Origin of the sequence: Streptomyces sp. A5-4 (assembly GCF_051131715.1) — a bacterium.
Lineage (GTDB): Bacteria > Actinomycetota > Actinomycetes > Streptomycetales > Streptomycetaceae > Streptomyces.
Map to the genome: position 1 here is coordinate 8,816,673 of NZ_CP178591.1, position 23,432 is coordinate 8,840,104.

The 23,432-nt window shown below is 69.8% G+C and carries 15 protein-coding genes and 3 pseudogenes; 12 read left to right on the forward strand and 6 right to left on the reverse strand.

The annotated features are described in order from the left end of the window. Positions 1 to 63: 63 nt before the first annotated feature. Complete coding sequence (locus ACLLJJ_RS41230) at positions 64 to 315, reverse strand: hypothetical protein (protein WP_434599931.1); 252 nt, start codon at positions 313 to 315, stop codon at positions 64 to 66. A gap of 254 nt (positions 316 to 569) precedes the next feature. On the opposite strand from ACLLJJ_RS41230, the gene ACLLJJ_RS41235 reads away from it, so the two are divergent. Then, positions 570 to 2,954 carry a hypothetical protein gene (locus ACLLJJ_RS41235; RefSeq protein WP_434599932.1) on the forward strand — a complete coding sequence of 795 codons (2,385 nt, stop codon included), beginning with the start codon at positions 570 to 572 and terminating at the stop codon, positions 2,952 to 2,954. Between the two features lie 630 nt (positions 2,955 to 3,584). Here ACLLJJ_RS41235 and ACLLJJ_RS41240 read toward each other — a convergent pair. Then, entirely contained in the window at positions 3,585 to 3,758 is a 174-nt protein-coding gene (locus ACLLJJ_RS41240) for a hypothetical protein (protein ID WP_434599933.1), read from the reverse strand. A gap of 109 nt (positions 3,759 to 3,867) precedes the next feature. On the opposite strand from ACLLJJ_RS41240, the pseudogene ACLLJJ_RS41245 reads away from it, so the two are divergent. Then, positions 3,868 to 4,546, forward strand: a pseudogene (locus ACLLJJ_RS41245) (IS6 family transposase). Between the two features lie 446 nt (positions 4,547 to 4,992). On the opposite strand, the gene ACLLJJ_RS41250 reads toward ACLLJJ_RS41245, so the two are convergent. Both ACLLJJ_RS41250 and ACLLJJ_RS41255 read right to left on the reverse strand, forming a co-directional pair. Next, positions 4,993 to 6,648, reverse strand: coding sequence for an alpha/beta hydrolase (locus tag ACLLJJ_RS41250; protein ID WP_434599934.1), 1,656 nt, complete (start codon positions 6,646 to 6,648; stop codon positions 4,993 to 4,995). A gap of 24 nt (positions 6,649 to 6,672) precedes the next feature. Next, positions 6,673 to 8,031, reverse strand: coding sequence for a phosphotransferase (locus tag ACLLJJ_RS41255; protein WP_434599935.1), 1,359 nt, complete (start codon positions 8,029 to 8,031; stop codon positions 6,673 to 6,675). A 239-nt stretch (positions 8,032 to 8,270) separates the two neighbouring features. On the opposite strand from ACLLJJ_RS41255, the gene ACLLJJ_RS41260 reads away from it, so the two are divergent. The 8 genes from ACLLJJ_RS41260 to ACLLJJ_RS41295 all read left to right on the forward strand — a co-directional run bounded on the left by ACLLJJ_RS41260 (position 8,271) and on the right by ACLLJJ_RS41295 (position 16,076). After that, the gene (locus ACLLJJ_RS41260) at positions 8,271 to 8,441 is read left to right on the forward strand and encodes a hypothetical protein (protein WP_434599937.1); all 171 of its coding nucleotides are present in this window, start codon (positions 8,271 to 8,273) and stop codon (positions 8,439 to 8,441) included. Between the two features lie 35 nt (positions 8,442 to 8,476). Further along, complete coding sequence (locus ACLLJJ_RS41265) at positions 8,477 to 8,650, forward strand: hypothetical protein (RefSeq protein WP_434599938.1); 174 nt, start codon at positions 8,477 to 8,479, stop codon at positions 8,648 to 8,650. A 197-nt stretch (positions 8,651 to 8,847) separates the two neighbouring features. Then, positions 8,848 to 9,264, forward strand: a complete 417-nt coding sequence (locus ACLLJJ_RS41270) for a hypothetical protein (protein ID WP_434599939.1) — start codon at positions 8,848 to 8,850, stop codon at positions 9,262 to 9,264. Then, entirely contained in the window at positions 9,257 to 10,726 is a 1,470-nt protein-coding gene (locus tag ACLLJJ_RS41275) for a hypothetical protein (RefSeq protein ID WP_434599940.1), read from the forward strand. The genes ACLLJJ_RS41270 and ACLLJJ_RS41275 overlap by 8 nt, the downstream gene beginning before the upstream one ends. Before the next feature lie 2 nt (positions 10,727 to 10,728). Next, on the forward strand, positions 10,729 to 11,124 hold the full coding sequence (adfB, locus tag ACLLJJ_RS41280; protein ID WP_434599941.1) for an actinodefensin-associated protein B: 396 nt from the start codon (positions 10,729 to 10,731) through the stop codon (positions 11,122 to 11,124). A gap of 4 nt (positions 11,125 to 11,128) precedes the next feature. Further along, a complete protein-coding gene (locus ACLLJJ_RS41285) occupies positions 11,129 to 11,932 on the forward strand; it encodes a hypothetical protein (protein ID WP_434599942.1) in 804 nt (267 codons plus the stop codon). Positions 11,933 to 12,014: 82 nt separating this feature from the next. Next, complete coding sequence (locus tag ACLLJJ_RS41290) at positions 12,015 to 14,108, forward strand: alpha/beta hydrolase family protein (protein WP_434599943.1); 2,094 nt, start codon at positions 12,015 to 12,017, stop codon at positions 14,106 to 14,108. Between the two features lie 3 nt (positions 14,109 to 14,111). After that, positions 14,112 to 16,076 carry an ABC transporter ATP-binding protein gene (locus tag ACLLJJ_RS41295; protein WP_434599944.1) on the forward strand — a complete coding sequence of 655 codons (1,965 nt, stop codon included), beginning with the start codon at positions 14,112 to 14,114 and terminating at the stop codon, positions 16,074 to 16,076. On the opposite strand, the gene ACLLJJ_RS41300 is transcribed toward ACLLJJ_RS41295, so the two are convergent. Beyond that, a complete protein-coding gene (locus ACLLJJ_RS41300; protein ID WP_434599945.1) occupies positions 16,011 to 17,453 on the reverse strand; it encodes a hypothetical protein in 1,443 nt (480 codons plus the stop codon). The two genes, ACLLJJ_RS41295 and ACLLJJ_RS41300, sit on opposite strands and share 66 nt — an antisense overlap. 304 nt (positions 17,454 to 17,757) lie before the next feature. Continuing rightward, positions 17,758 to 19,059 (reverse strand): annotated as a pseudogene (locus ACLLJJ_RS41305) (ISL3 family transposase); the annotation flags it as partial. Positions 19,060 to 19,351: 292 nt separating this feature from the next. Here ACLLJJ_RS41305 and ACLLJJ_RS41310 point away from each other — a divergent pair. Continuing rightward, positions 19,352 to 22,153, forward strand: a complete 2,802-nt coding sequence (locus tag ACLLJJ_RS41310) for a WD40 repeat domain-containing protein (RefSeq protein ID WP_434599946.1) — start codon at positions 19,352 to 19,354, stop codon at positions 22,151 to 22,153. Positions 22,154 to 22,394: 241 nt separating this feature from the next. Continuing rightward, positions 22,395 to 23,370: pseudogene (locus ACLLJJ_RS41315) on the forward strand (IS701 family transposase); the annotation flags it as partial. Positions 23,371 to 23,432: the final 62 nt, after the last annotated feature.

Genomic DNA, 23,432 nt, shown 5'->3' on the forward strand with positions numbered 1-23,432 from the left:
CCTCGGCGTCGCCCAACGTGTCCCGCCGGACGGCGTCCGGGCCGCCCGCGCCGGCTGCCAAGTTCACGGATGTCTACATAGCGGGGTAAAGCCCAAGGCCGGGTAGTTAACGTTTTCGCAGGTCACGCAAGCTCGTTGAAATCGGCGCCGCTCGTTCGAGACATCGGTGCGCACCCACCAGTGGCCTTCGTGCTTGCGCCGGGTGGAAAGGACCTCCACCCGGCCGCCTGTCAGGTGGTGGCTCCACATCTGCCAGCTCAGGCCGCTGGCCCCGGTGACGGCACCGAAGATCGCCAGCGCATTCGTCCAGTTCATGATCGGAGCGTAGGGAACCGTCACCGCAGCCGTCCATGGACCCTGTCATTTGCAAAGGCCTGGCGCTGAGCCGTCTCCACTTCCCTGGACCGGAGTCCCCTCTACACCTGACCGGTCACCAATGGCCGGTCTCATGGCCGGGTGTCTGCTGGGCGTGAGGCACCAGGATGCGAGGCGGCCGGGCCAGAGTATCGGCTCCGCCGTGGTCCGTTCGTGCCGTCGCGACCCACTACGCCTGTAAAGGACGCGTCTCTGTGATCTCCCGTGCTCGCCACCGCCGCGCGACAATCCTGCGCTCCATCACCACCGTTCTCGCCCTGGCCCTTTCGCTCACCGGTATTGCTGCCCAAGCGTCGCCCTGGGCGGGAACCCGTCCCGCCCAGACACGACCGGAGAGCATCACCGCACCGCGGTGGGCGCCGTCGTCACCGGCGGCGCTCCCGCACAGCGGGAAGCTGCCGTACTACGAGGACAAGCTCATGAAAGAGCTCCTGATGATCCGGTACGCCATGGAGAAGGAGCAGCCAGTCAGGGCGTTCAGCGAACTGGCCAACGTCGCGTTCACGCTCGCCGATCCGACCGGCCTGAGCGAAGAGCAGTTGGACGCCATCGTCAGCAAACCGCCCCAGGATTTCGGGCCCCTGGTCGTCTACCGGAAGGTCGACCTCTTCGTCTTCCGCGACTACCTGCCCGCAGGGGCCTACCAAGGCATACGCGAGGCGGGCCTCGACCACGTGCTGATGGTCGGGGGGATGAGTTTCCCCGGGAGCGAGAAAGCCCATGACGCCGGCGAGGCCTCCGGCCGTCACTCCGAGACCCTCGTCCTGCGGGCGCTGGCGCGTCTTGCCACCGACCCGGCCTACGCGGGCGCCGGCTTCAAGGAGCTCGCCTGGGCCTCGGAAAGGGACTACTGCCCGGAGTGCGAGGAGGCTGTCGACGGCGACGCACGCCGTTTCCACTCGTACGACTACGGCCTGACCGAAGCACAGATCGCCCAGCGCAACCAGAAGATCGCTATCGCGAATAAGACGCACACCTCGGCCGGCGAGCGGAATAAGGCGGTCGCTGCGGTCCACGCCAAGTACAAAGAGATCTCGACAGACCGCAACCAGCAGGCCCGCCTGGAACTGGGGAGCGGCATAGCGCGGGCGAAGAAGGAGTACGCGCACGAGCTGCGAGTGGAGAAAAGCTACGAGAACGAGACCAGCGACGTCCTGAACGCGTCCGGGGTCCCGTGCCCCGCCACCACCGCCGACGGCGCCGCCTGGAAGGGGAGGCCGCCCGCCACGGCTGCGGTGCCCGCTGTGTTCACCCGTGCCGGCCTGGTGCGATCCGGGCCCTGCGACAAGAACGCGCCGGCGCGGGAAGCGAGCGGCTTGGCCAAGGCCCTGGCTGACCCGGCCTCCGCACCGGGCGGCATCGACTTCACCACCCTGGAACTGCGCTACCTCTCCGACTCGGGCAAGGGGCTGCGCTACGCCTTCAGCGCGGGTCCCGGTAAACCCCAGAAGAACTCGCAGGCCGGCGTCGAAGCCGCGAAGGTGACCTCGGACGCCTTCTTCGTCTGGCTCTCCATGCCGCCTTCCACGTTCTGGGTGAACCTCAACCCGACCGAGCCGGACCGCATCGTCGATCCCTCCCTGGGCCGCACCGACGTCGGCCGCGTCCTGCTCCAGGCCGACCTCCAGCTGAAGAAGACCACCGCGGCCCTGATCCATCCGAAAACGCCGCTGGGCAAGAAGTTCTGGAACCGGATCGGCAAGGAGTGCCTGTCCTTCCGCACCTGGATCGTCCCCGGTGAAGCCCGCGTCAACGAGGACGACGGCCAGCTCTACATCCTCGACGCGCCCCTGAAGGTGAAGATGCAGTCCCAGCACCTGTCCGGACCGGGCGGTACGGGCGCCGCCTCCTGCAAGGGCAGCACCGACCCCGCGGCCGCGGCACGGAACGAGACGACGTTCAGGGACCTGATCCTGCCCGGCATCGAGCGCGCCGTGAACCAGGCCCCGCAGTACGCGGACCTGCGCCGCGTCTACCTCTCCCGCGTCGCCGCCGAGTGGTACCGCCAGCGCGACACCGACCACCCCACCACCTACGGCAACCTCATCGACCGGGGCGACGTGAGCCGATGGCAGACACACACCACCTGGAAGCCCCGCGACACCTTCGATGCCTACGTACGTTCCTTCAAGGAGGGCGAGTTCAAGTACACCGAAAAGACCCGCAAGGGCAACTACATCTACACGAAGACGTACATCTACGGCGGCGTCGACCTCTCCCGGCTCGACCTGCGCAAGGTCGCCACGGCCGAGGCGTTCCGCGAACGCTGGGCGGACATGAGGAAGGACACCGACCGGTCCACCCGGGCGGCCAGCCCCTCCGCCGACGGCTCCCGGATCTGGATGGGCGGCGACCACTCGAGCGCCGCCGGCAAAACCCGCGGCCAGAGCTCGGGCCCGGGCAGCGGCCAGGACGGAAAGGCCGGCGCCCAGAGCCCCGACCACGCGACCGGGGATCCGTCGGGCAGCCTCACCAGGCGCCTGGCGGGCGCGGTGATCGGCGCGGGGCTGCTGTATGCCGTCGTGCTGCTCCGCCGGCGCGTGGGACGCCGACGGTCACAGCTCGGGTCCGGCCGCTGAGCTGAGAGACACCGGCTCCTGGCCCGAATGTTGTGCCCGCCTTTGCCGGCGAGGCCAGCATCCGTACGGTGTCGACCCCTTGAGGCGGCCGTGGCGGTGGGCGCCGCAGGTGCAGCCGTTGCCGGCCGTGGTGGCGTGCAAGTGACGGTGGACGTCCGGCGTTGACGGCGAGGGGTGTGGCGGTGCTCGACACCACCACACCCCTCAAGCCCCCGACGACATGCCCTTTCTGGTGGACTCACTCCGTCAGCCCCGACCTGCAAGGCTGTCAGGCGGGATGCCCCGCCCTTGATCGACGCGAGTCTTGAGCACGACGGTCCGGGCTATCCGCGTCGTCATCCCGCTGCTCAGTCGAGCCCGCGCTCGGCCGGCGCCGCCAACTGCCGCTCACTCAACCGGTCGCGCCGATTTTTGAGATTCGAGAGCCGGATACCGAGTCGTACGGGGGTGCCGTCTTCCAGGTGCTCGATGCCCGCGCGGCACAGCGGTCGTAGTCTCCCGTGCGATGTACTGCTTGAGGGCTGTGAGGCCGCGTGTGAAGGCGTCGGGGCCTTTCGCCGTCCCCCAGCGTCGCACTGGTTCGCGCGGGGGCTTTCTGTGGCCGTGCAGCTGGTTTCACCCCCAGCACGCTCAGGCGGCGCTGCTGTTCGTCGTTGAGCCGGTCCCAGTCCGGCTGTTGCCTTGCCGGCCAGCGTCCATGTCGTCTCCGCGCCAGGTCACTCCGGGCAGGAGTTCCTCCAGCGTTCCGCCGGCCTCCAGCAGGGCACGCAGCCCTACGTAGTGGCGCTGCCAGTCGACGGGCATTGTCACGTTGTTGGTGGCGCCCCGTGGGGTGATCTTGTAATTGCTCGTTCCGGGAGGGGTCGTTTCGTGTTGTCCGCGTCGCCGTCGTACAGCAAATCACCGGTATCCGGTGGAGGTGATCTCGTACTGTGTGTGGCTGTACTTCCGGTTCCCGCTGTCGTTCCGGGAGGTCGAGGAGCTGATGCTGCAGCGCGGTGTCGTGGTCTCCTTTGAGACGGTGCGCCGGTGGTGTCTGAAGTTCGGGCAGTCCTACGCCAACGAGCTGCGCCGCCGGCGCCCGCGGCCGGGCGACAAGTGGCATCTGGACGAGGTCTTCGTAAAGATCAACGGCGAGCAGAAGTACCTGTGGCGGGCGGTCGACGCCGACGGCAACGTCCTGGACATCCTCGTGCAGAGGCGTCGTGACGCGGCCGCGGCCAGGCGTTTCTTCAAGAAACTGCTGAAGGGCACCGGGTCGGTGCCCCCGGGTGATCGTCACCGACAAGCTCCGGTCCTACGGTGCCGTCCACCGGCAGGTCATGCCCTCGGTGGAGCACCGCTCGCACAAAGGCTTGAACAACCGCGCCGAGAACTCCCACCAGCCCACCAGGCAGCGCGAACGCGCGATGAAGGGCTTCCGCTCCGTCGGAGCCGCGCAAAGGTTCCTGGCCCCGTACAGCGGCATCTCACCCCACTTCCGACCCCGCCGCCACCTGCTCACCGCCGCCGAACACCGCCTCGAAATGACCATCCGCTTCGCGATCTGGGACCAGATCACCGGCACCACCGCCCTGCCCGCCACGGCCTGACCCACCGCCACCACCAGGGCCCCAACACACACCGACCCGCCGCTACCGGATCGCACCCCCGACAACGTGACAACGCCTCGCTCGCTCACCGGGCGGAGAATCCAGAACAGCACGAGATACGGGCCGCGATCGATTCCGAGAACGAGGCGCACGCCCGGATAGGTGGTCCGTACCTCCTCGGCCAGGGCATCGGCCCACACACTCTGCTCCTGGTCCGTAAACGCTTCCTCGAGATCGGACGGCGACCGGCGAAGCCAGGCTTCGTACCAGCAAAGCCTCCCGGCTGCCTCTGGACGCGAGGGGTGCCAGTCGCCGTGCCCGGATCGCGCGCGGTCGCCTGCCATGGCCTCTGATCGGATGTCGGGCATGACTCGGCGGATGGACATGGGTGACTCCTGGCGCGGTCGAGAGCGAACGTGTCTCTCATTCTCCGGCGTGGCGGACCTCTACGGGGATCCGAAGGGCGGCTCGTTCGCCGGGCAGACCGTGCCCGGCCGGGGCAGGTCGCCGTCGATCAGATAGCGCGTGGCCAGCTCGTCCACGCAGGTGTTGAGTCCCATGGCCGTGTGCCCGTACATGTCGGCCGTGAGGAGGCGGGCGTTCGCGAGCCGGTCGGCCATGCGTTCGGCGAAGAGGTGGGGTGTGACGGGGTCGAGCCGGTTGCCGACGACCAGCGCCGTCCGGGCGACGGGGCGGTCCCAGGGCCCGGTGTAGGCGGCCGTGTCCTGCGGACGGACGGGCCAAGTGGCGCAGGGCAGGGAATCGAAAGCCTGCGCCCGCCCGAAGGTGGGACTGGTGCGCTCCCATGAGGCAGCCCGTTCGGACCAGGTGCCGACGCGCCGAGGGTAGGGCTTCTCGGAGCAGTTCACGGCGTCACCGGAGTCGTCACCGCGGTAGGCGCTGCGGGGTTTGGCTGCTTCGTGCTTCTGAATCTCGTGGTTCCGACTCTCGTGGTTCTGGTCCTCGTGATCCGACCTGACACGGAAGAGCCGCGCCGGTGTCGTGTCCCCCGGGCTGTTGCTGCCGTCCATGACTGCCTGCAGGGCCTTGAGCGAGGTCGCGAGCCCCGTCAGATCGCCGTCGGACAGCGCGCCCAGCACTTGGTCGCTGAAACTGCCGGAGTCGACGGTGCCGCCGCCCGGCAGAGTGAGCGGGCCCTGGCGCAGGCGGTCGTGGATCGCGTTGAGCGCCGTGGCTGGGGAGCCGTCGCCGAACGCGCACCGTTCGTCGGCCCGGACGCAGTCCCGCAGGAAGGCGCGCAGCACGTCTTCGGCGCCGTCGGCCCGCCGCCGGTCGTACGCCGGACCGTCCGTCATGCGCAGTAGCGGGTCGATGTTGCCGTCGAGGATCAGCGCCCCGGTGTGCCGGGGGAACAGGTTGGTGTAGGTGGCGCCGATCATCGAACCGTAGGAGAAACCGGCGAAGTTGAGCCTCGGCGCCTTGACACCCTGCCGCAGCAGATCGAGGTCGCGGGCGACGTCCGCCGTGGTGACGTGCGGCAGGAGGGGGCCGGCATCGCGGGCGCAGGCGTCGGTGTAGGCGCGGTCCGCCCGGATCGTCGTCGCCGTTTCGGCGGGGGTCCGCGGTGCCCTGATCCGTTCCCCGCGTGCCGCATCCGCCTCCTCCTGACTGGTGAAGCACTTCACAGCCGCACTCTGCCCGACTCCGCGTGGATCGAAGCCGATGACGTCGTATCGCGCCAGGACTTCGCCGGTCAGGTACTTTTCCGCCCGGTAGGCGAAATGCAGTCCCGACTGGCCGGGGCCACCGGGGTTGACGAACAGGGATTCCCTGCGGTGCCCCGGGTTCCTGGCCTTGTGCCGGAGCATCACCACCTCGACCGTTCCGTCGGCGGGGCGGGAGTGGTCTCGCGGCACGCTCCGCACGGCACAGTCGGCGACCTTGGGATCCACCGGTGGCGCGTTGCCGAGTACTTGGTCGCACGGCAGCCATCGCACGAACGCCACCGCCGGTGCCAGCGATGTGGGTGAGGCCTGGGGGTGGGCGGACGGTGCGCTGTGCGCCGACAGGCCGAGAAGGACGGTGCCGACGGCCGCGGCCGCGGTCACACGCCGGAGGTTCGGCAGGGCATGGCTGCGCATACGGCTCCTCGCGGGGCTCTCAAGTCAGGAACAGGACCGGCCGGCGGAGGAGGGGGCCGGGGTGAGACAGGAACGCAGGGGCGCGGTGACCGAACCGCGGTAGGTGTTCCGCATGTGCGGGGGAGCGCCGGTCAGCCGCTCGCGCATCAGTAGCGCACGGCTGACCGGGCTGAGTGCGATCGCCAGAGAGGCCGCCTCGCGCAGTTCAGCGGGGGAGCCGTATCCGTGCCAGGCGGCCGTGTAGCTGCTGATCACCGCCCCGGGGTCCGCGCCGGACCCCAGGGCACCGTCCAGATCCGCCAGCAGGACGCCCAGTTGGAGAAACGGGTGGGTGAGAACGCTGTCTGCCCAGTCGAAGACGAGGACCTTGTCGCCGTCCGCCCGGAAGTTTCCCCGCCACAGATCGTGGTGGACGACGCTCTGCGGTATCCCGAAGGACGCCAGCCGTGCGCAGTCGCGGGCCAGCCCGGGACGCAGTCGCCTCAGCGCGGCCTGGTCGTCGCGGGTCAGCTCTCCCTCGGCGGCGGCTTCCTCGACGAGACGGGTGAAGAACTCCGGCAGTTGCTCGAGCCGGTGGTGCGGGCAGCCGGTCGCCGCGATCCGGGGTGTGCCCGCCGACGCCGAGCGCTGTATCCGTGCGATGTCGCCGGCCACCGCGCGGAAGGCGGCGGTGATCCGGGCCTCGCCTTGCGGCTGGATCACCGGACCGAAGTCCGCTGTCAGCATCAGCCGTCGGTGGGTGTCGCAGGCGAGGACCGTCGGCACCTGTCCCGGGAACCACTGAGCCAGGAGCCGGGTCAGTGCGGGCTCGTGGCCGTGCGGAGGCGCGCTCGCCTTGAGATGGACCACGCCCTGCCGCGTCGGCATCCGCAGGTGGTACGACCAGGCGCGGAAGTCGGCCTGTTCAGGAGGCCCGACCAACTCGACGTCGAGTTCCCCGGCCCGGGCGACAGCCCACGCGACGGTTTCCACGAACCATCCCGGGGTGCGCCACGGCAGCCATCCTTCAGAGCCACCGGCATGGGAGGAAGGCCTGGCCTGTTCGGCGCGCCACCGCGCCCACTGTTCCACCATCCGCCGCTGGTCCTCCTTCACCGGCCCGCGCTCCGAGAGGTCCGCGGCCGTGACCCACCGGGCTCCGTTGGGCAACGAGGCCGAGGCGTTGTGCAGTTCGTGGATGAACAGCCGCTCCGCCGCGCCGGAGCGGGCGACGCGCAGGATGTCCAGGGTGGTCGTGGCCAGCCCGTAACGCCCGGCCATCGCGGCGTTGGCCCCCACGGGCCCGGGATGATCGTGGGCGGGCAGGCGCCAGTGCGTTCCGTCGTCCACGAGCAACAGGCAGGCCTCGCCGCCGATCTCCCGGGAAATTACGCTGAAATTCACTGAGCACCCCTCATGCTTATGGCGTGACGCATTCCGAGGGAAATAGCACGTGCGAGAAGAAAACCCGGGCCGCTGCCTGCGCGTCAAGGAATTTCACCAGCCGTTCCGGGCCTGGACAGTCCGGGACAGTCCGGGACACGTGGAAAGCATTGCTCGGCCCGGAAACACGCTCGTAATGTTCGGAAGGACAGCGGAAACGAGAGCGGTTCGCCGCTCGTAATCGAAGGGAACGACACGCTATGACGGGTGTTTCTGTCGCTGAGCGCCTCGCGGCCGGCGGCCTTCAGCAGCACATGTTCGCCGAGCCGACCGCCGTCGCCGAGGAGTGCAAGTACCCCGGGCAGAGCTGCTGGTTCGACTCGGACTGCTGCAACCCGCGCTTCTGCGAATGGTGGACCTGCCGCGCCTGACCGGCCGGCACCCACCCCAAGGGAAGGGAAAGGCCATGACGGGTGTATCCGTGGCCGAGCGTCTCGCGGCCGGCGGGCTCCAGGAGCACATGTTCTCGCAGCCCACCGCGGTGGCCGAGGCATGCAGCCCCAACGGGGCGACATGTATCTGGGACTCCGACTGCTGCTCCGGGCTCGTCTGTGAATGGTGGGAGTGCGAAACTCCCTGAGCTTCTGGGCACATGACGGCCACTGTTGAGAAGCAGTGACCGAAAAGGCGATGGTGCTGCGGGCGGCCTGCAGCACCATCACCGTCGGAACCCGGAACCCGGAACCCGGAACCCGGAACCCGGAACCCGGAACCCGGAACCCGGAACCCGGAATCCTTCCCGACTGAATTCCTCATGGCAGAAAAGGTGTGCGGGAAATGATGACGGACTGGACCGCGCTGCTGAAATCGGCACGCGCGGGCAAGGAATTTCTCGAGTCGTCTCGTCGGGACGGCGGGATGTTCGACTTCGGTTCCTGGCCCCAGGGCGCCGGCCCGCACGGGCAGCGGACGCCTCGGGCCCACTCGGCCGTGTCCCGCCTGCGGGCCGTGCAGCGGCTGACCGTCGGGTTCCTCGACCCGGTGGAGGACGCGCTCTATCTGACGGTGGGCCTGCGTGAGATGGGCTACCCGGCGTCGTTCCATCTCGGCCGGGAGACGGTTCCCGCCGCGCCGCCGGCCGGCTTCTACGCCTGGGTGCAGTGCGGCCGCCACGTTCTCAGCACCTCCCTCCCAGTGAAGGAGGAGTACGTCGAGGTCTACACGAACGCACTGGAGGGGGAGACAAGTGCGTGATGTCGTCACGAGCGCCGACTGCCGGGTGAGCCGAACACGCCCCGAGCTGACGGCGGAACCGCTGGGAGCGCGCATCCGTCAGTCGGACGCGGCCTTCGAACTGCGTCGGGACACCCCGGGCCGCGTGCCCCTGTACTACCGGGTGGGCCACGGCAGGCTGGAGTGGAGCGGCGATCTATCGGACTTCCACGACGGGCAGCCACTGCCACCGCCCGACCCCGGAGCCCTGCTGGCCATGGTCCTGGGTTCGGCCCCCGCGCCCGACAGCACACCCCTGCCGGGAGTGCACCGGCTGGCCGTCGGCGTGACCGTACAGGTCGACCGCGACGGCGTACGGATGAGCCGGCACCGACCTCCGACCGCCCGGACCGCGCAGTCACCGAAACGGGCTCTCGGCCGGGCTCTCGGCGCGGCGCAGGAACCGTACGCCATCGCCTTCAGCGGAGGACTGTCGTCGGTCTTCCTCGCAGTCTGTGCCCTGCGCGCCGGTCACCGTCCGCCGCTGGTGCACGCCGACTTCGGACCGGGCTTCGGTTCCCCGGCGCTGCCCCGCGTACCGGGACTTGAGTGCGAAAGGGTGCCCGTGGATCTCCTTGAGCTCCTGGACCACCGGACCGGCGGGGAAGCGGCCTTCCCGCCGCTGCCGGACACCGAGGTGCCCCGGCTGCTGGCCGAACGGCTCACCGCGCACAGCGGACTTCCCGTCGTGAGCGGGGGGCTGCTCGACTCACTGATGTCGGCACGGCTGCCCGACGCGAACCCGGGCGTACGCAGTTGGCGGCTGCTCGGCTGCGAACCCTTCCACGTCTCCGGAACCCTCGCCTCGCTGGAGCAGGCCCGAGCGATGTTCGACAAGGGCGTGGTCCATGATCCCGACCGCGAGCAGTCCCTGCCCGACAGCCAACGCGTGGGGGCTCCACAGCCGCCCTCACCCACGGGCGCCGACCGGGTTCCCGGACTCACCGACAAGGGCAGGGACGCCTTCGACGCCTCGCGGCGCGGATCGCTTGCCCTGTGGCGGGACCACCTGGAACTGCTGCCGACCGTCATCGGCCGGGCCGACGCGGCACTGACCGAGTACGGGGACGGCGGTGGCCGCCTGCCGGCCCTGGACCCCGGGGTGTTGGACGCGATCGGTGCCCTGTCGGCGTCCCGTCTCGGCCGGATCCGAGGCGGCTCCTTCCAGTCGCACGTGCCCATGCGGACCGCGGCGGCCGCCCACCGGGTCAGGGGTGTGCGCAAGAGCGCGCCGCGCTACTGGCTGCGGCTCGCGGCGGCCGAGTACCTGCACCGGGAACGCCGCAAGGTCATCACCGAACTGGAACACGGCTTCGCCCTAGCGGACATGGGGCTGGTCGATCCGGCCGCTCTGATCACCCTCCTGCGCGACGGCCGTGATCTCAGTGCCCACGCCCTCGTCCTGCTGAGGATGGTGTGGCTCGACCGATGGCTGCGAGGTTGAACATGTCTGATCCCACCGATTCGTCTCGACGCGCTCCACGACTCGCTCCCCACGTCACCCTCACACCGCTGCCGTTCGGCGGAGCCGTCCTCGTCCGGGCCTCGACGCTGAGCATCGTCGAATGTGGTGAGCAGGAGGCGGCGCTTCTCGCACGGCTTCTCACCGACGGACCACCGGCACGCGATGCCGAGCCCGGCGGTGAGGCGGTACGGCGGATGGGCGCCGCGCTTGCCGCCGGCGGCTGGCTCCGGCCTGCGGACGCCCATGACGGCGACGACGCCCATGACGGCCGTCACGCCCCCGGCGGCGGTGCGCCGCACGACGATGCCCGGGGCGAACCGGCCCCGGTCGACACCACTGCGGCGGACTCCGTCACGCCGGACACTCATCGGAGGTAGGTCCTTGCCAGTCACCCTTCAGCGTGCGCTGCACCTGCTGCCGGACGTCACGGTGGCCGCGCTCGCCGGTCCCCTGATGGTCTCGGGGATCGCCAAGACGGTCACGCCCGCCGACCAGCTCGACTGGCCCGTCCAGGCGGGCCCGCTCACCACTCCGCACGGCCCCAAACTGGTCGCAGCCGCCGAACTCGCCGCAACGGCCGCCACGGTCCTCGTACCCGGGCGCCTCGCGGGGCTCGTCCCGATGACCGCGTACACAGCCCTGGCCGTCGCCGCACACCGGATGAAGGGCGCCCCATGCGCCTGCTTCGGCGCCGCCCACCTCGCCGCGATCGGACGGACACACCTCCGGATGAACGCGGTCGCCGCAGCCGCCGGGGCCGCGGCGTCGGCCGCCGCCCCGGGCCGCAGGCCGCTGCTGCGTGCGGGTGTCATGCTGCTCTCCTCCGCCGTCACCTACGGCGTCGTCCGCACCATCGACCGCCGCCAGGACGCCAAGTCGCCCCAGTCCTGCGACAAGCAGGTGAGTTCGGTCAGGCTCTTCGTCTCGGACGACTGTCCGGCCTGCCGCTCGCTCAAGCACCTTCTGACGTTCATGGAGCCAGCCAGGCGCGACACGGTCAGTACCACCGTGGTGAACGCCGAGGCCCAACTCCCGCAGGAACTGGCCGACCTGGGGGTGCCTTGCGCACTCGGGCTGGACGTCCACGGCGAACCGGTCTGCGCGCCCGCTTCCGGCATCGGCGGGGTCAAGGCACTGATCGACAGTGTCACCCTCGTCGCACCGGCGGTCCGCCGTGCAAGCTGAAACCGGCACGAGGTTGGACACGAGGTCCGATACGGAGTCTGCCGCGAGGTCCGACAAGACGTCCGGCAAGACGTCCGACAAGATGTCCGATGCGACAGCTGCGGACAGCACCGAGCAGCAGGCAACCTGGCAGCGGGTGGACTCCGCCCCGGATCTGAAGGCCTGGGCGTTGATCACCGCGCCGGTGCATCCCAGCCGTGCCGAAGCACACCCCTCGACGGCGGTGTGGGGCGAGATGAGGGTCGATCCCGGGCTGTCCGGGCTCGACACCGGCCGGGCACGTCCCACGCGGGTCGACATCGGCCGCCTCGGCGACGACCGCCCATGGCCTCTGCCCGTCGACAACCTCGTACCCTGCGCGTCGGCATGGCATCCAGGCCTTCCCCTGGTCGCCGGACTGACGGTGAGGGGCCGTCACGCTCATCCGTGGATCGCGGACTACCGTGCGCGGACGGTCAGGTTGCACAACCGCGTCCGTCTGGCCACTTCGCTCACCGGTCTGGGGGGAAGCCGGCAGCCGCCGCTGGTCTGGTGCGGCGACTCCCTCATCGTGCTCACGCCGTCGCCTGCGCCTGCCGTACCCGAAGAGGACCGCACGGCAGTCGCCTTCGAGGCGAAGGGCCCGGGCTGGCTGGCCTTTCCGCAGGGTGTGGCGGAGCTGGCCACCCTTGCCGCCGTCCGCGTCGCGGCCCTGGACCCCGGTACCGGTGACATCCGGGTCCTCACCGAACCGCTGCTGGTGCGCACCCTGGATGCCGCCCCCGGCGGTGGCCATGCGCTGATCGGGCATCTCGACGAGCGCCACACCCACTCCCAGCAACTGCGCTGGGCCTCCATGGTCGTTGATGTCACGCGGCCGGACACCCGCGCCAGACCGGCACCGACCGGGGCGGTCTGGGCCGCGGGCGCCCCCGCCGTGCTGGCGTGGCGCGATGCCTCGGACCGGGAGCCGTCGCTGCGCATGCTCCCCCTGAGCGACCCGGGCCCGGACATGGCCGCTCTGCCCGATCCCGGTACGGACTGGCAACCGCTCTGGCACGACGGAACGCCCTGGGCACTGGGCACCCGCGACGGCGTTCCCTGCCTCGCGGCCCCCCACGGCACCGTCCCCCTGACCGGCGCCGACGGTGTCCGTGTCGGACGCCTCAGCCCTTGCGGCGACACCTCCGGCGCCTTGCTGCTGGACTGCCAGGACCGCGACGGTCGGCTCGGGATCGCGACGCTCGATCCTGCCGCATCGGCCCTTGCCGTCACCTGGGCCGCACTCGACGCGCCCACCGCGTCCGGCGCCCGGAGGGTCCGTGGTTTCGGCCCCCTCGCCGCCAGGGGCCTGGCGGTGGAGTACCCAACGTCGCTGCACCTCCTGCACTTGGGGGACGGTGTGCTGCACTCCGAGACCGTGGTCGCCTGGTCCGCACCGCGCGCGGCCTCCCCAGCGCCCATGACCGACCTGCTCCCGATCCCGGGGGACAGCGGCGTCTCGTTCCTGCGACTGACGCTGGTCGACGCGGAACCCGCCCGTCCCGGACCCCTGCTGCTGTGGCTGAGGGCGCACGAGCCCGATGGCGGACGAGACATCGTGTCACCGCAGTCACCGGGAGCGTCCCGCTGCGCGTATCTGGACATGGCCCCCGACTGGCCCGCCGACGCCACTTCGGACAGCCTGCACACGTGGATCACCGGCGCCGTGCACCGGGCACTGGATACGCTCGCGGAACGCCTGCCCGATGTTCTCGACCACGGGGTCGTCGTCGGCGGACACAGCTTCGGTGCGACTCTCGCGCTTCACGCGCTGGCCCATGTGCCCCGGTTCGAAGGCGCCATTGTGCACAGCGGCTGCTACAACCGCACCCTCACGCCCGCCGGCTTCCAGTACGAGCGCCGCTCCTACTGGGAGGCGCCCGAGGTCTACCAGGCCTTCAGCGCCCTACTGTTCGCGCACAGGCTGCACAAACCCGTCCTCCTCGTACACGGCACACACGACACCAACCCGGCCACGACACCGGAACAAGCCCTCGGCCTCTACCGAGGCATCGTCGCCGCGGGCGGCCACTGCCGTCTGGTCCTGCTGTCCGGTGAGGGACACAACTTCCAGTACGCCGAAAGCCGGCGCACCCTCGCCGAGGAACACGGGCAGTGGCTCGCACGCTGCACGCGCGTACCGGAAAGGGTGTGAGCCGTGACCGCCGCCACCGCCCACCCCGAGAAGCTCGACACCCGTGAGCAGGCCGCCTGTCTGGCCTTCGCCGTCCGGCTGGTCTGGCGTGCGGACCGGCGCTGTCTGATCCAGGTCCTCGTGGCCCAACTAGCCTCCGCCCTGGGCATCATGGCGCTCGTCCTGGTCGTCAAGAACGTGTTCGGCACCATGCTCACCGCCGGATCCGCGTCCGGTTCCGGCGGCGGCCAGGGGGCGATCACCTCCATCGTCGTCATCGTCGCGATCGGGTCTCTGGGCGGGGTACTGCGGCTGTTCAGTTCCTCGCGCAACCGGATCCTGGCCTGCAAGACCGACCGACACGTCATCCGGACCGTGCTCGCGTCGGCGACCGGGACCGAGTTGTCGCACTTCGAGGACCCTGAATTCCACGACAGGCTGCAGCGAGCGGTGTTCGCCTCTCGCTCGCAGCCCGCCATGGTCGTCACCATGCTGGTCGCGGCGTCGCAGGCAGTCCTCACGGTGCTCGCCGTGGGCGCCGCCTTTCTCATCATGGCCTGGTGGCTGTTGCCGTTCGCGTTCCTCAGCGCGCTGCCCGTGCTGCGCGCCGCCCGCGCCGAACGGAACGCCGGATACGGCCTGCACCGCAGCCTTGCCGAGGACCGCCGGGTGCGGCAGTACGTGGAGCAGCTGCTCACCAGCAGGGATGCCGCCAAGGAGGTACGGGCCCTGGACCTCGGGCCCGTCCTGCGGACACGCTGGGACGCCGAGTACCGGCGCGAGATCGACTCCACGGTGACGTGGCAACGGACCTACCTCCGTACCCGTATCGCCGCCCGGCTCGGCGCGGACGCGCTGACACTGGCCGTCATCGCCGCCGTCTGGTGGGCCATCGGGTCCGATCTGATCAGCCTGCCCACGGCGGCCGCCGCTGTGACCGGCCTGTTCCTCATGACCAGCCGGGTGCAGACACTGGGCGCGCTCTTCAATGGCATCGGCGAGTCCCTCTTCTACCTCATGGACCTGCGCACGTTCAGTACGGAGACAGAGAGCCGTTCCCCGGACGAGCCCGACGGGCAGCCGTCCCCCGACAATCCCCGCCGAGCGGCCGGCGCCCATGGCGCAGGGGAGCATGACGGATTCACCGGTCTTGCCGCCGAAGCGATCGACTTCACCTATCCGGGCTCGCCGCAACCCGCACTGCACGATGTGACCATCGCTGTGGCGCGCGGCGAATTCATCGCGCTGGTCGGCGAGAACGGCTCCGGCAAGACGACGCTGGCCAAGATCCTCGCCGGCCTCTACCGACCCGACAGCGGGCACCTGACACTCGACGGCTCCCCGGCGCCCCACCCCGCCCAGCTCCGCGAGACCTGTGCCCCGGTCTTCCAGGACTTCCAGCGCTACAAGTTCACCGCCGGTGATGCCATCGCCTTCGGCCGCGCGGACGCCCCACCTGACATGGCGGGGGTCATGACCGCCGCCGGGCAGGCGGGCGCGCGCACATTCCTGGAGCGGCTGCCCCACGGGTACGACACGGTCCTGAGTAAGGAGTTCACCAACGGCGCCGACCTGTCCTTGGGGCAGTGGCAGCGGCTCGCTCTGGCACGGGCCTTCTACCGTGACTCGCCGCTCCTCATCCTCGACGAACCGACCGCGTCGCTGGACCCGCAGGCAGAGGCTAACCTCAACGCGCACGTGCGTGAACTGTTCGCCGACCGCACGGTGTTGCTGATCTCCCACCGCTTCTCGGCGGTCCGCGGCGCCGACCGCATCTATGTGATGGACGGCGGACGGATCGTGGAGCACGGACGACACGGGGAGCTGATGGCCCGCGGCGGAACCTACGCCCGGCTGTACCTGCTGCAGGCCAACCCGTACACGGATGCCTCACCGGACACCCGACGCGCCTCCGCCGATGGCCTACGACGACAGCCTCGACCAGCGACTGAACCACCGCTGGGAATCGTCCCGCGAGGTGTCAGATGACCCCTCGCACCGGGATGCCCGGCCCAGTGCGGCCTCCCGCAGCCCCGCCGGTTCCTCAGCAGTGGCCCGCTCCCTGGCATAGAGCCGCACCAGGTCGTGCATCCGGTACCTCGGCCGCCCCGTGCCGTCGGCCCCGACCGCGGTGAGCAGGCCGATGTCGACCAACGCGTCGACATGCGCCTCGGCGATCTCGACCGGACAGTCCAGCAGGGCCGCGGCGGCCCACGCGGGGAACGTCCGCGCCTGCAGCAGACCGAGCAGCCGAAAGGACCGCCTGACGGGCTGTGCCAGGGCCTCGTAACTCGGCTCGATGCTGTCGCGTACGGAAAGGTCACCGAAGGCCAGTTTGTCCAGTCGGTGCCTCTCGTCCCGAAGGAGGCGCGCCATGAGGGACAAGGGCCGCTCGGGCCTGCGTACCAGCCGGGCACCGGCGATCCGTATGGCCAGCGGACATCGGCCGCACAGGGCGACGATCTCATCCGCCGCGTCCGGCTCGGCGGCGACCCGCTTCCCGCCGAGGATGCCGTCCAGCATCACGACCCCGGCCTCCGATGCCAGCGGTCCCAGCGTCAGTGACCTGAGAGGACTGGTCGGCGGCAGTCGGCAGCGGCTGGTGGTCAGCACGGCGGGGCCGCCCGCTCCGGGCAGCAGCGGCTGTATCTGACGCTCCGAGGCCGCGTCGTCCAGCACCACCAGAAGCTTGCGACCCGCGGTGGACGTACGGAAGAGGGCCGACAACTCCTCCAGTGACTCCGGCAGGTCGGGGCCGTATGTTCCCACCGAGCGCAGGAGGCGGACGAGTATCTGCAGGGGATCGGCCGGCGCCGGACCTGTTCCGTGCAGGTCGATGAAGAGCTGACCGTCGGCGAAGCGGTCGGTCAGCGCGTGGGCGGCGTGCAGTGCCAGTGACGTCTTGCCGATGCCCGCCGTGCCGTGGACCGCCACCAGGGGCACGACACCCGGAGCCGTGTCGCCCTGCGGTGCCAGGCCCGACGCGATCGCCGCCAACTGGATGTCCCGTCCTCCGAAGTCGGCGACGGTGCCGGGCAGCTGGGTAGGTACCGCGGCCGTGACCGGAGTCGGTGCGGTAGGTCCGCCGCCGGACGCGGCGATGCGCTGTCTGGCGCCGACCCACGGTTCGGGCGCCAGACCGCAGGCGGTGACATAGGCGCGGATGAACCCGGTACGAGGCAGCGCGCCTCTGCCCAGGACCGCGGCGGCCGTACTCCGCGCAAGGTGCAGCCCGTGCCGCGCGGCACGGATCTCCATTTCCCTGTAGGTCAGTTCGGACCATGCCCGTAGGCGCTGGAGCAGCCGGATGAGTTCCTCCGGTGTGCGGGCGCCTTCAGGGCTTGGGGCCCCATTTCCCTCCGTCACGCATTTCTCCCCGTTATGAGCCGGACCGCCACTCGCAGTGGGCGGCACACGTGCCTCGACACCACCAGATTCGACGATTCGCGTTGTTCGACGTCGGAGCACCGGAGCAGAACAAACGAACGCCGAACAACGAGACGTGGCCGCACCCCTCGGGGCGACCGTGAACTACGGCCCGTGACCTGCAGGGACACCCCGGGAATCGGCGGCCCGTGCCGTCCCCCACGTGTCCAGTGCCATGATGATCATCATGGGCGGGTTCCTGTTGGGTGCGTTTCTCGGCTCATACAAGATTTTCTCGACTTTCGTCGTTCTGACGGGCCGGTGGGGCGGCGAAGTCGCTGATGAGGGCGCTGAGCTGGGTCATCTCAGGGCAGGCCGCGGTGAGGAGGCAGGGCAGATCGGTGTCCTTGGTCCGCAAGTGGTCGGGGTGGGTGAGAAGGAGTCGGGCAAGGCGGCGGGGGGTTGTCACGGGGCGGTCACCCTCGGCGCGGCCCTGGTTGAGGTAGCGGACCAGCAGGTTGGCGCTGCCGGTGTAGCCCAGTTTCCTGATCTCATGCAGGAGGTGCGTGACGGGCACTACGGGCTCGGCTGCGCGACGCGTGCGCAGGTGTTCGCGGTAGGGGTCGACCAGGGTGGGCCGATAGCGCGGGGCCATCCTCTCGCTGGGCGGCTCGGGGTTGCGCGCGTAGCGCTTGACCGTGTTCAGGGCCAGGTCCAGGCGGCGAGCGCAGTCCAGCAGGCCGACGCCCGTATCAAGCAGAGCGTGGACTTTGTGCCAGCGCTCGCGGGTGGTCTGCTCGCGCACCCCGCCGGGGCGGGGCGGATTGATGGTGGCCCAGCACGGGGCGTGGGAGCGGACCGTGGCCAGGGTCTTGTCGCACAGGTTGCGCCACAGATGCCAGCGATCGCTGACCTGCACCGCGTCAGGCAGGGCCCGCCGGATGACCTCCGCGTAGGTGGCCGAGCCGTCCCGGCACACGACTTCGATCTCCTTCTTCCCGCGCAGCCATGCCTCCAATGTGGCGGCCTCGCGGTCGGGCAGCACGTCGACGCGTGCCCCGGTCTCGGCATTGATGATGATCGTGGCGTAACGGTGACGGCGCCGCAGGGCGAAGTCGTCGACCCCGATCACCCGCGGCATCGACACCGCCGGCGGGGGGACGCGCCGCAGCAGACGCAGGGCAGTGGCGTATGAGACGGGCGTCGCCAGGAACCGGGTGGGACGGGAGGCCGCCCGGCCACATAACTCCTCGACCACCCCGGAGACCTGGCTGGTCAGACGCGTAGTGCGACGTTGAAGGCGTTCGATCAGCCCTGGGACCTGCTCGCGGAAGGTCTGCCGTCGGCAGCCCCGGACCGGGCAGACCAGGCGCCGCACCCCGACCCGGGTCACCACCTGCCGACCGTCCACCGGCACATCCGCCACCGTCCGGACGTGATACCCGTGCACCTTCGCCGTCGCCACCCCGCACACCGGGCACGGCACAGAAACATCCCGGGTCCGGGCGATGACCCGGATCACCCCGCCGTCATCCGCCACATCCTCGATGACCAGCGCTGAAAGCCCCGAAAACACCAGTGCAACAAGGGAGTTGACATCTCGCATACAACATCAACGACGCCCGTCACCTGCCGTCACCACCGACTACGGAACAGAGCCCGATTCATGACACACTCGATTTAGGGCGAAAAATTGTTCGGCGTCGTTGGAGGGGTGGCGAACAAACGGATCGGGAACAATCAGCCGTGACACCGGGGGTGGCGGAGTGCCACGTGGCGAGCGGCCGCTTGGGGCAGGGGACAGCGCGCTCTTACGACTTGCGGGGGATCTGCGGGACCTGCGAAGAAAGGCCGGAAATCCAACCTATCGAACACTTTGCGAGCTTACGCACTATTCAGTGTCGACCTTGTCGAGCGCGGCGAACGGGAGGAAGCTGCCGAGCCTCGCGGTGACGCTGGCGTATGTGCGCGCGTGTGGAGGTGCCGAGGCGGAGTGGAGCGGGCGCTGGCATGCCGCCGCTGCCGAGACCGCTGCACGGGTCGCGCGGGACGCGGAGGCGGCGTCGAGCGGTGGGACGGATGCCGCCGCGCTGGGTGCCGGCAGGGCGCCCTACGCGGGGTTGGCCGCGTTCCAGGCCGAAGACGGCGACCGGTTCTTCGGGCGGGAGGAAATGGTCGACGATCTGCTGAACCGTTTGGCGGACCGGTCGTTGGTGACCGTGTTCGGGGCGTCGGGGGCCGGAAAGTCATCGCTGCTACGGGCCGGACTGGTGCCCCGCTGGCAGGGGGTGGCCCTCGTGATCACTCCCGGCGCGCACCCCCTGGAGGAGTGCGCGATCCAGCTCGCAGGGATCGCCGGCGAAGCTCCTGGACGGCTGCACGCCGACCTGGTGGCCGACCCGCGCAATCTGCACCGGTCCGTGCGTCAGGTCATGATCCGCCGCGCCGACAAGGCCGAACTGCTGCTGGTCGTCGACCAGTTCGAGGAGACCTTCACCCTCTGCGCGGAACAGGAGGAACGGGCCCGCTTCATCGCCTCGCTGGTCACCGCGGCGCAGACCGAGGGCAGCCGGTGCCGGGTGGTGTTGGGCGTGCGTGCGGACTTCTACGAGCACTGTACGAACCATGCGGAACTGGCCCGGGTGATGGCCGACGCCCAGGTCGCGGTAGGGCCGATGGGCACCGATGAACTGCGCCGGGCGATCACCCAGCCCGCCACGAACGCCGGGTGCGTTCTGGAGAGCGCCCTGCTGGCCGAGCTGATAGCGGCCGCATACAACCGAGTGGGCGTCATGCCCATGTTGTCCCACGCGCTGTTGGAGACCTGGCGCCGCCGCCGCGGCCATACGCTGACGCTGGCCGGGTTCCAGGCGGCCGGTGGTATCGACGGCGCACTGGCCCACACCGCGGAGGCGCTGTACGACACCTTCACACCGCATCAGCAGAGCCTGACGAAGAATCTGCTCTGCCGGCTTACCGCGCTGGGCGAAGGCACCGCGGACACCAAACGCCGCATCACCCGAAGCGAGTTGGATGAGAGCGACCCGGACGTAGGCATCGTCCTCGACCGGCTGACGACGGCTCGACTGCTCACCGTCGACCGGGCCGGTATCGAGATCACGCACGAGGCACTCATCCGCCGGTGGCCCCGGCTCTACGGCTGGCTCATCGACGACCGGGAGGGGCTGGGCATCCACCATCGGCTCGCGGTGTCCGCGGAGGCGTGGGAGTCCCTCGGCAGGGAACCCGGGGCGCTCTACCGGGGCACCCGCCTGGAGGTGGCCTGCGCCTGGCTGGCGGCAGTCGGGAACGTCGCCGAAAGAGCCCAGGCCGCCGTACTCGCCCCGAGGGAGCGGGACTTCATCGACGCGAGCCTGGCCGTCGAGCGGGCCGAAGCCGACCGGGCACGCCGTCGCTCGCTGCGTATGCGGCAGTTCACCGGGCTGCTGGCGGTCCTGCTGATCGCGGCGGTGACCGCGGCCTGCTATGCCGTCAGTGCCGAGTCGGAGATGGCCCGGCAGCGCAATACCGCCCTGGCGCAGCGGGTTGCCGTCGCGGCGATCGCGCTGCGGAGCTCCAGACCCGCGCTGGCGGCCCAGCTCAGCCTGGCCGCCGACCGGCTTGCCCCCACCCCGGACACCCGAGACGGACTGCTCAGCACCATGACCACCACGCTGAACGGCCATACCCAGGTGGTCAGTTCGGTTGCATTCAGCCCGGACGGGCGGACGCTGGCCACCGGCAGTTTCGACCGCACCGTACGGCTGTGGGACACCACGGACCTTCGCCGTCCGGTCGCGGCGGCCACCCTGGTCGGCCACACAGACACCGTCGCCACGGTGGCGTTCAGCCCGGACGGCCGGACACTGGCCAGCGCGGGGCGTGACCGGACGGTGTGGCTGTGGGACGTGTCCGATCCCCGCGCCCCGGTCCGAGCAGGCATCCTGACCGGCCATACCGACACCGTTTTCTTCGTGGTCTTCAGCCCCGACGGCCGTACGCTGGCCACCGGCAGCTACGACCACACGATCAGACTGTGGAACGTCGCGGACCGGGCCGCTCCGACCGCGCTGGCCAAGCTGACCGGCCACACCCTCAACGTCAAACCCGTGGCGTTCAGCCCCGACGGCCGACTGCTGGCCTCCGGCAGCGACGACCGCACCGTACGGCTGTGGGACGTGAGCGATCCACGGCATCCCGCCCCGCGGGCCGTCCTCACCGGCCACAAGGACTTCGTCGACGCGGTGGTCTTCAGCCCCGACGGAAGGACTCTCGCCTCCTCCAGCGACGACCGCACCATACGGCTGTGGGACGTCACCCGCCCCCGTCGTCCGGCCCGACTGGCTGTCCTCACAGGCCATGCCGATGTCGTCTCCTCCGTGGCGTTCAGCACGGACGGCCGGCTGCTGGCCTCCTCCAGCGACGACCGCAGCACCCGCCTGTGGAACGTGGCCGACCTACGGCACCCCGTCCCGCGGGCCGTCCTCACCGGGCACGTCGGTGCGGTCCAGGCCGTGGTGTTCCATCCCGGCGGGCGGACGATCGCCACCGCCGGCGCCGACCACACCGCGCAGCTCTGGGAAACCGACCCGCGTCGCGTGGTGACGCGCGCCTGCGAGATCGCCCACCCGGTCATCACCCGTACCGAATGGAGCCGTTACTTTCCAGGCCTGGCCTATCGACCGCCCTGCCGACACTGATTCGTGTGGTGACCGCGTTGAGAAGCTGTGTCGGGTCCTGACATGACAAACTCGTCCGGCGATACCGGGCGCTGATGACGGCCGACTTACTCCAGCCGGACTTCTTCATTAGCCCTGGTCAACGGCTTGGGTGTGGGGAGTGTAGCGGGCTGGGGTGAGGGTGGGACGGTCTTTGCCGGGCCGTCGCACGAACGTGTGGCCGCGCTGCTTGTAGTGGCAACGTTCCGGGCAGTCCGCCCGCATGAACGATGCACCAACAAGCCTGTGGGAAGAGAAACTTGGCGAACTTCTCATGCGGGTCGGGGGACGTTTCGCCCGGGTAGAGCCCCGGCGTCGGATGCGGGACTACGTCCGTGGGCTCCTGGGCCCGGTGGGCCGCAAGAACGGCTGGCAGCTTGCCGAATACGCCGGTCATGCCACCCCCGACGCACTGCAGCACCTGCTCTCCCGGAGCCGCTGGGAGGCCGACGATGTCCGCGACGAGGTGCACGCCTACGTCGCCGAGCACCTCGGCGCGGACAACGGCGTGCTGATCATCGACGACACCGGCTTCGTAAAGAAGGGCACCACCTCCGCCGGTGTCCAGCGCCAATACTCCGGCATTGCAGGGCCGCACCGAGAACTGCCAGATCGGCGTCTTCGCCGCCTACGCCACCACCCGCGGCCACACCCTGGTTGACCGGGAGCTCTACCTGCCCAAGTCCTGGACCGAGGACCGCGAACGCTGCCGGGCCGCCCGCGTCCCCGACGACCGCGTCTTCGCCACCAAGGGCGAACCGGCGAAAGCAATCATCCTGCGAGCCCTCGCCTCACCCCTGCCCATCGGCTGGGTCACCGCAGACTCCGCCTACGGTCAGGACTCCCACTTCCGCCGCTTCCTCGAAGACCATCAGCTCTCCTACGTCGTCGCCGTGCCCAAGTCCCAGCAGGTCCACGGCCCGCGCATCGACCACCTCATCAGCCAGGCCCCACCCGAAGCCTGGCAGCGGCTGTCCGCAGGAAGCGGCGCCAAAGGCGAGCGTTTCTACGACTGGGCCGCAGCCCGCCTGCCCGCCGTATCCGAGTTCGACGGCGAGGAGCCCACCCGGCAACGCTGGATGCTGGCCCGCCGCAGCATCGCCAAGCCCGACGAATTCGCCTACTACCTCGCCAGTGCACCCCTGGAAGCCACCGTCGCCGACCTCGTACGCATCGCCGGCTGCCGCTGGAAGGTCGAGTGTCGGCGTTCGCTCCAAAGTGCACCACGCGGTACACGGGAACATGCACAGCAAGTACGCCA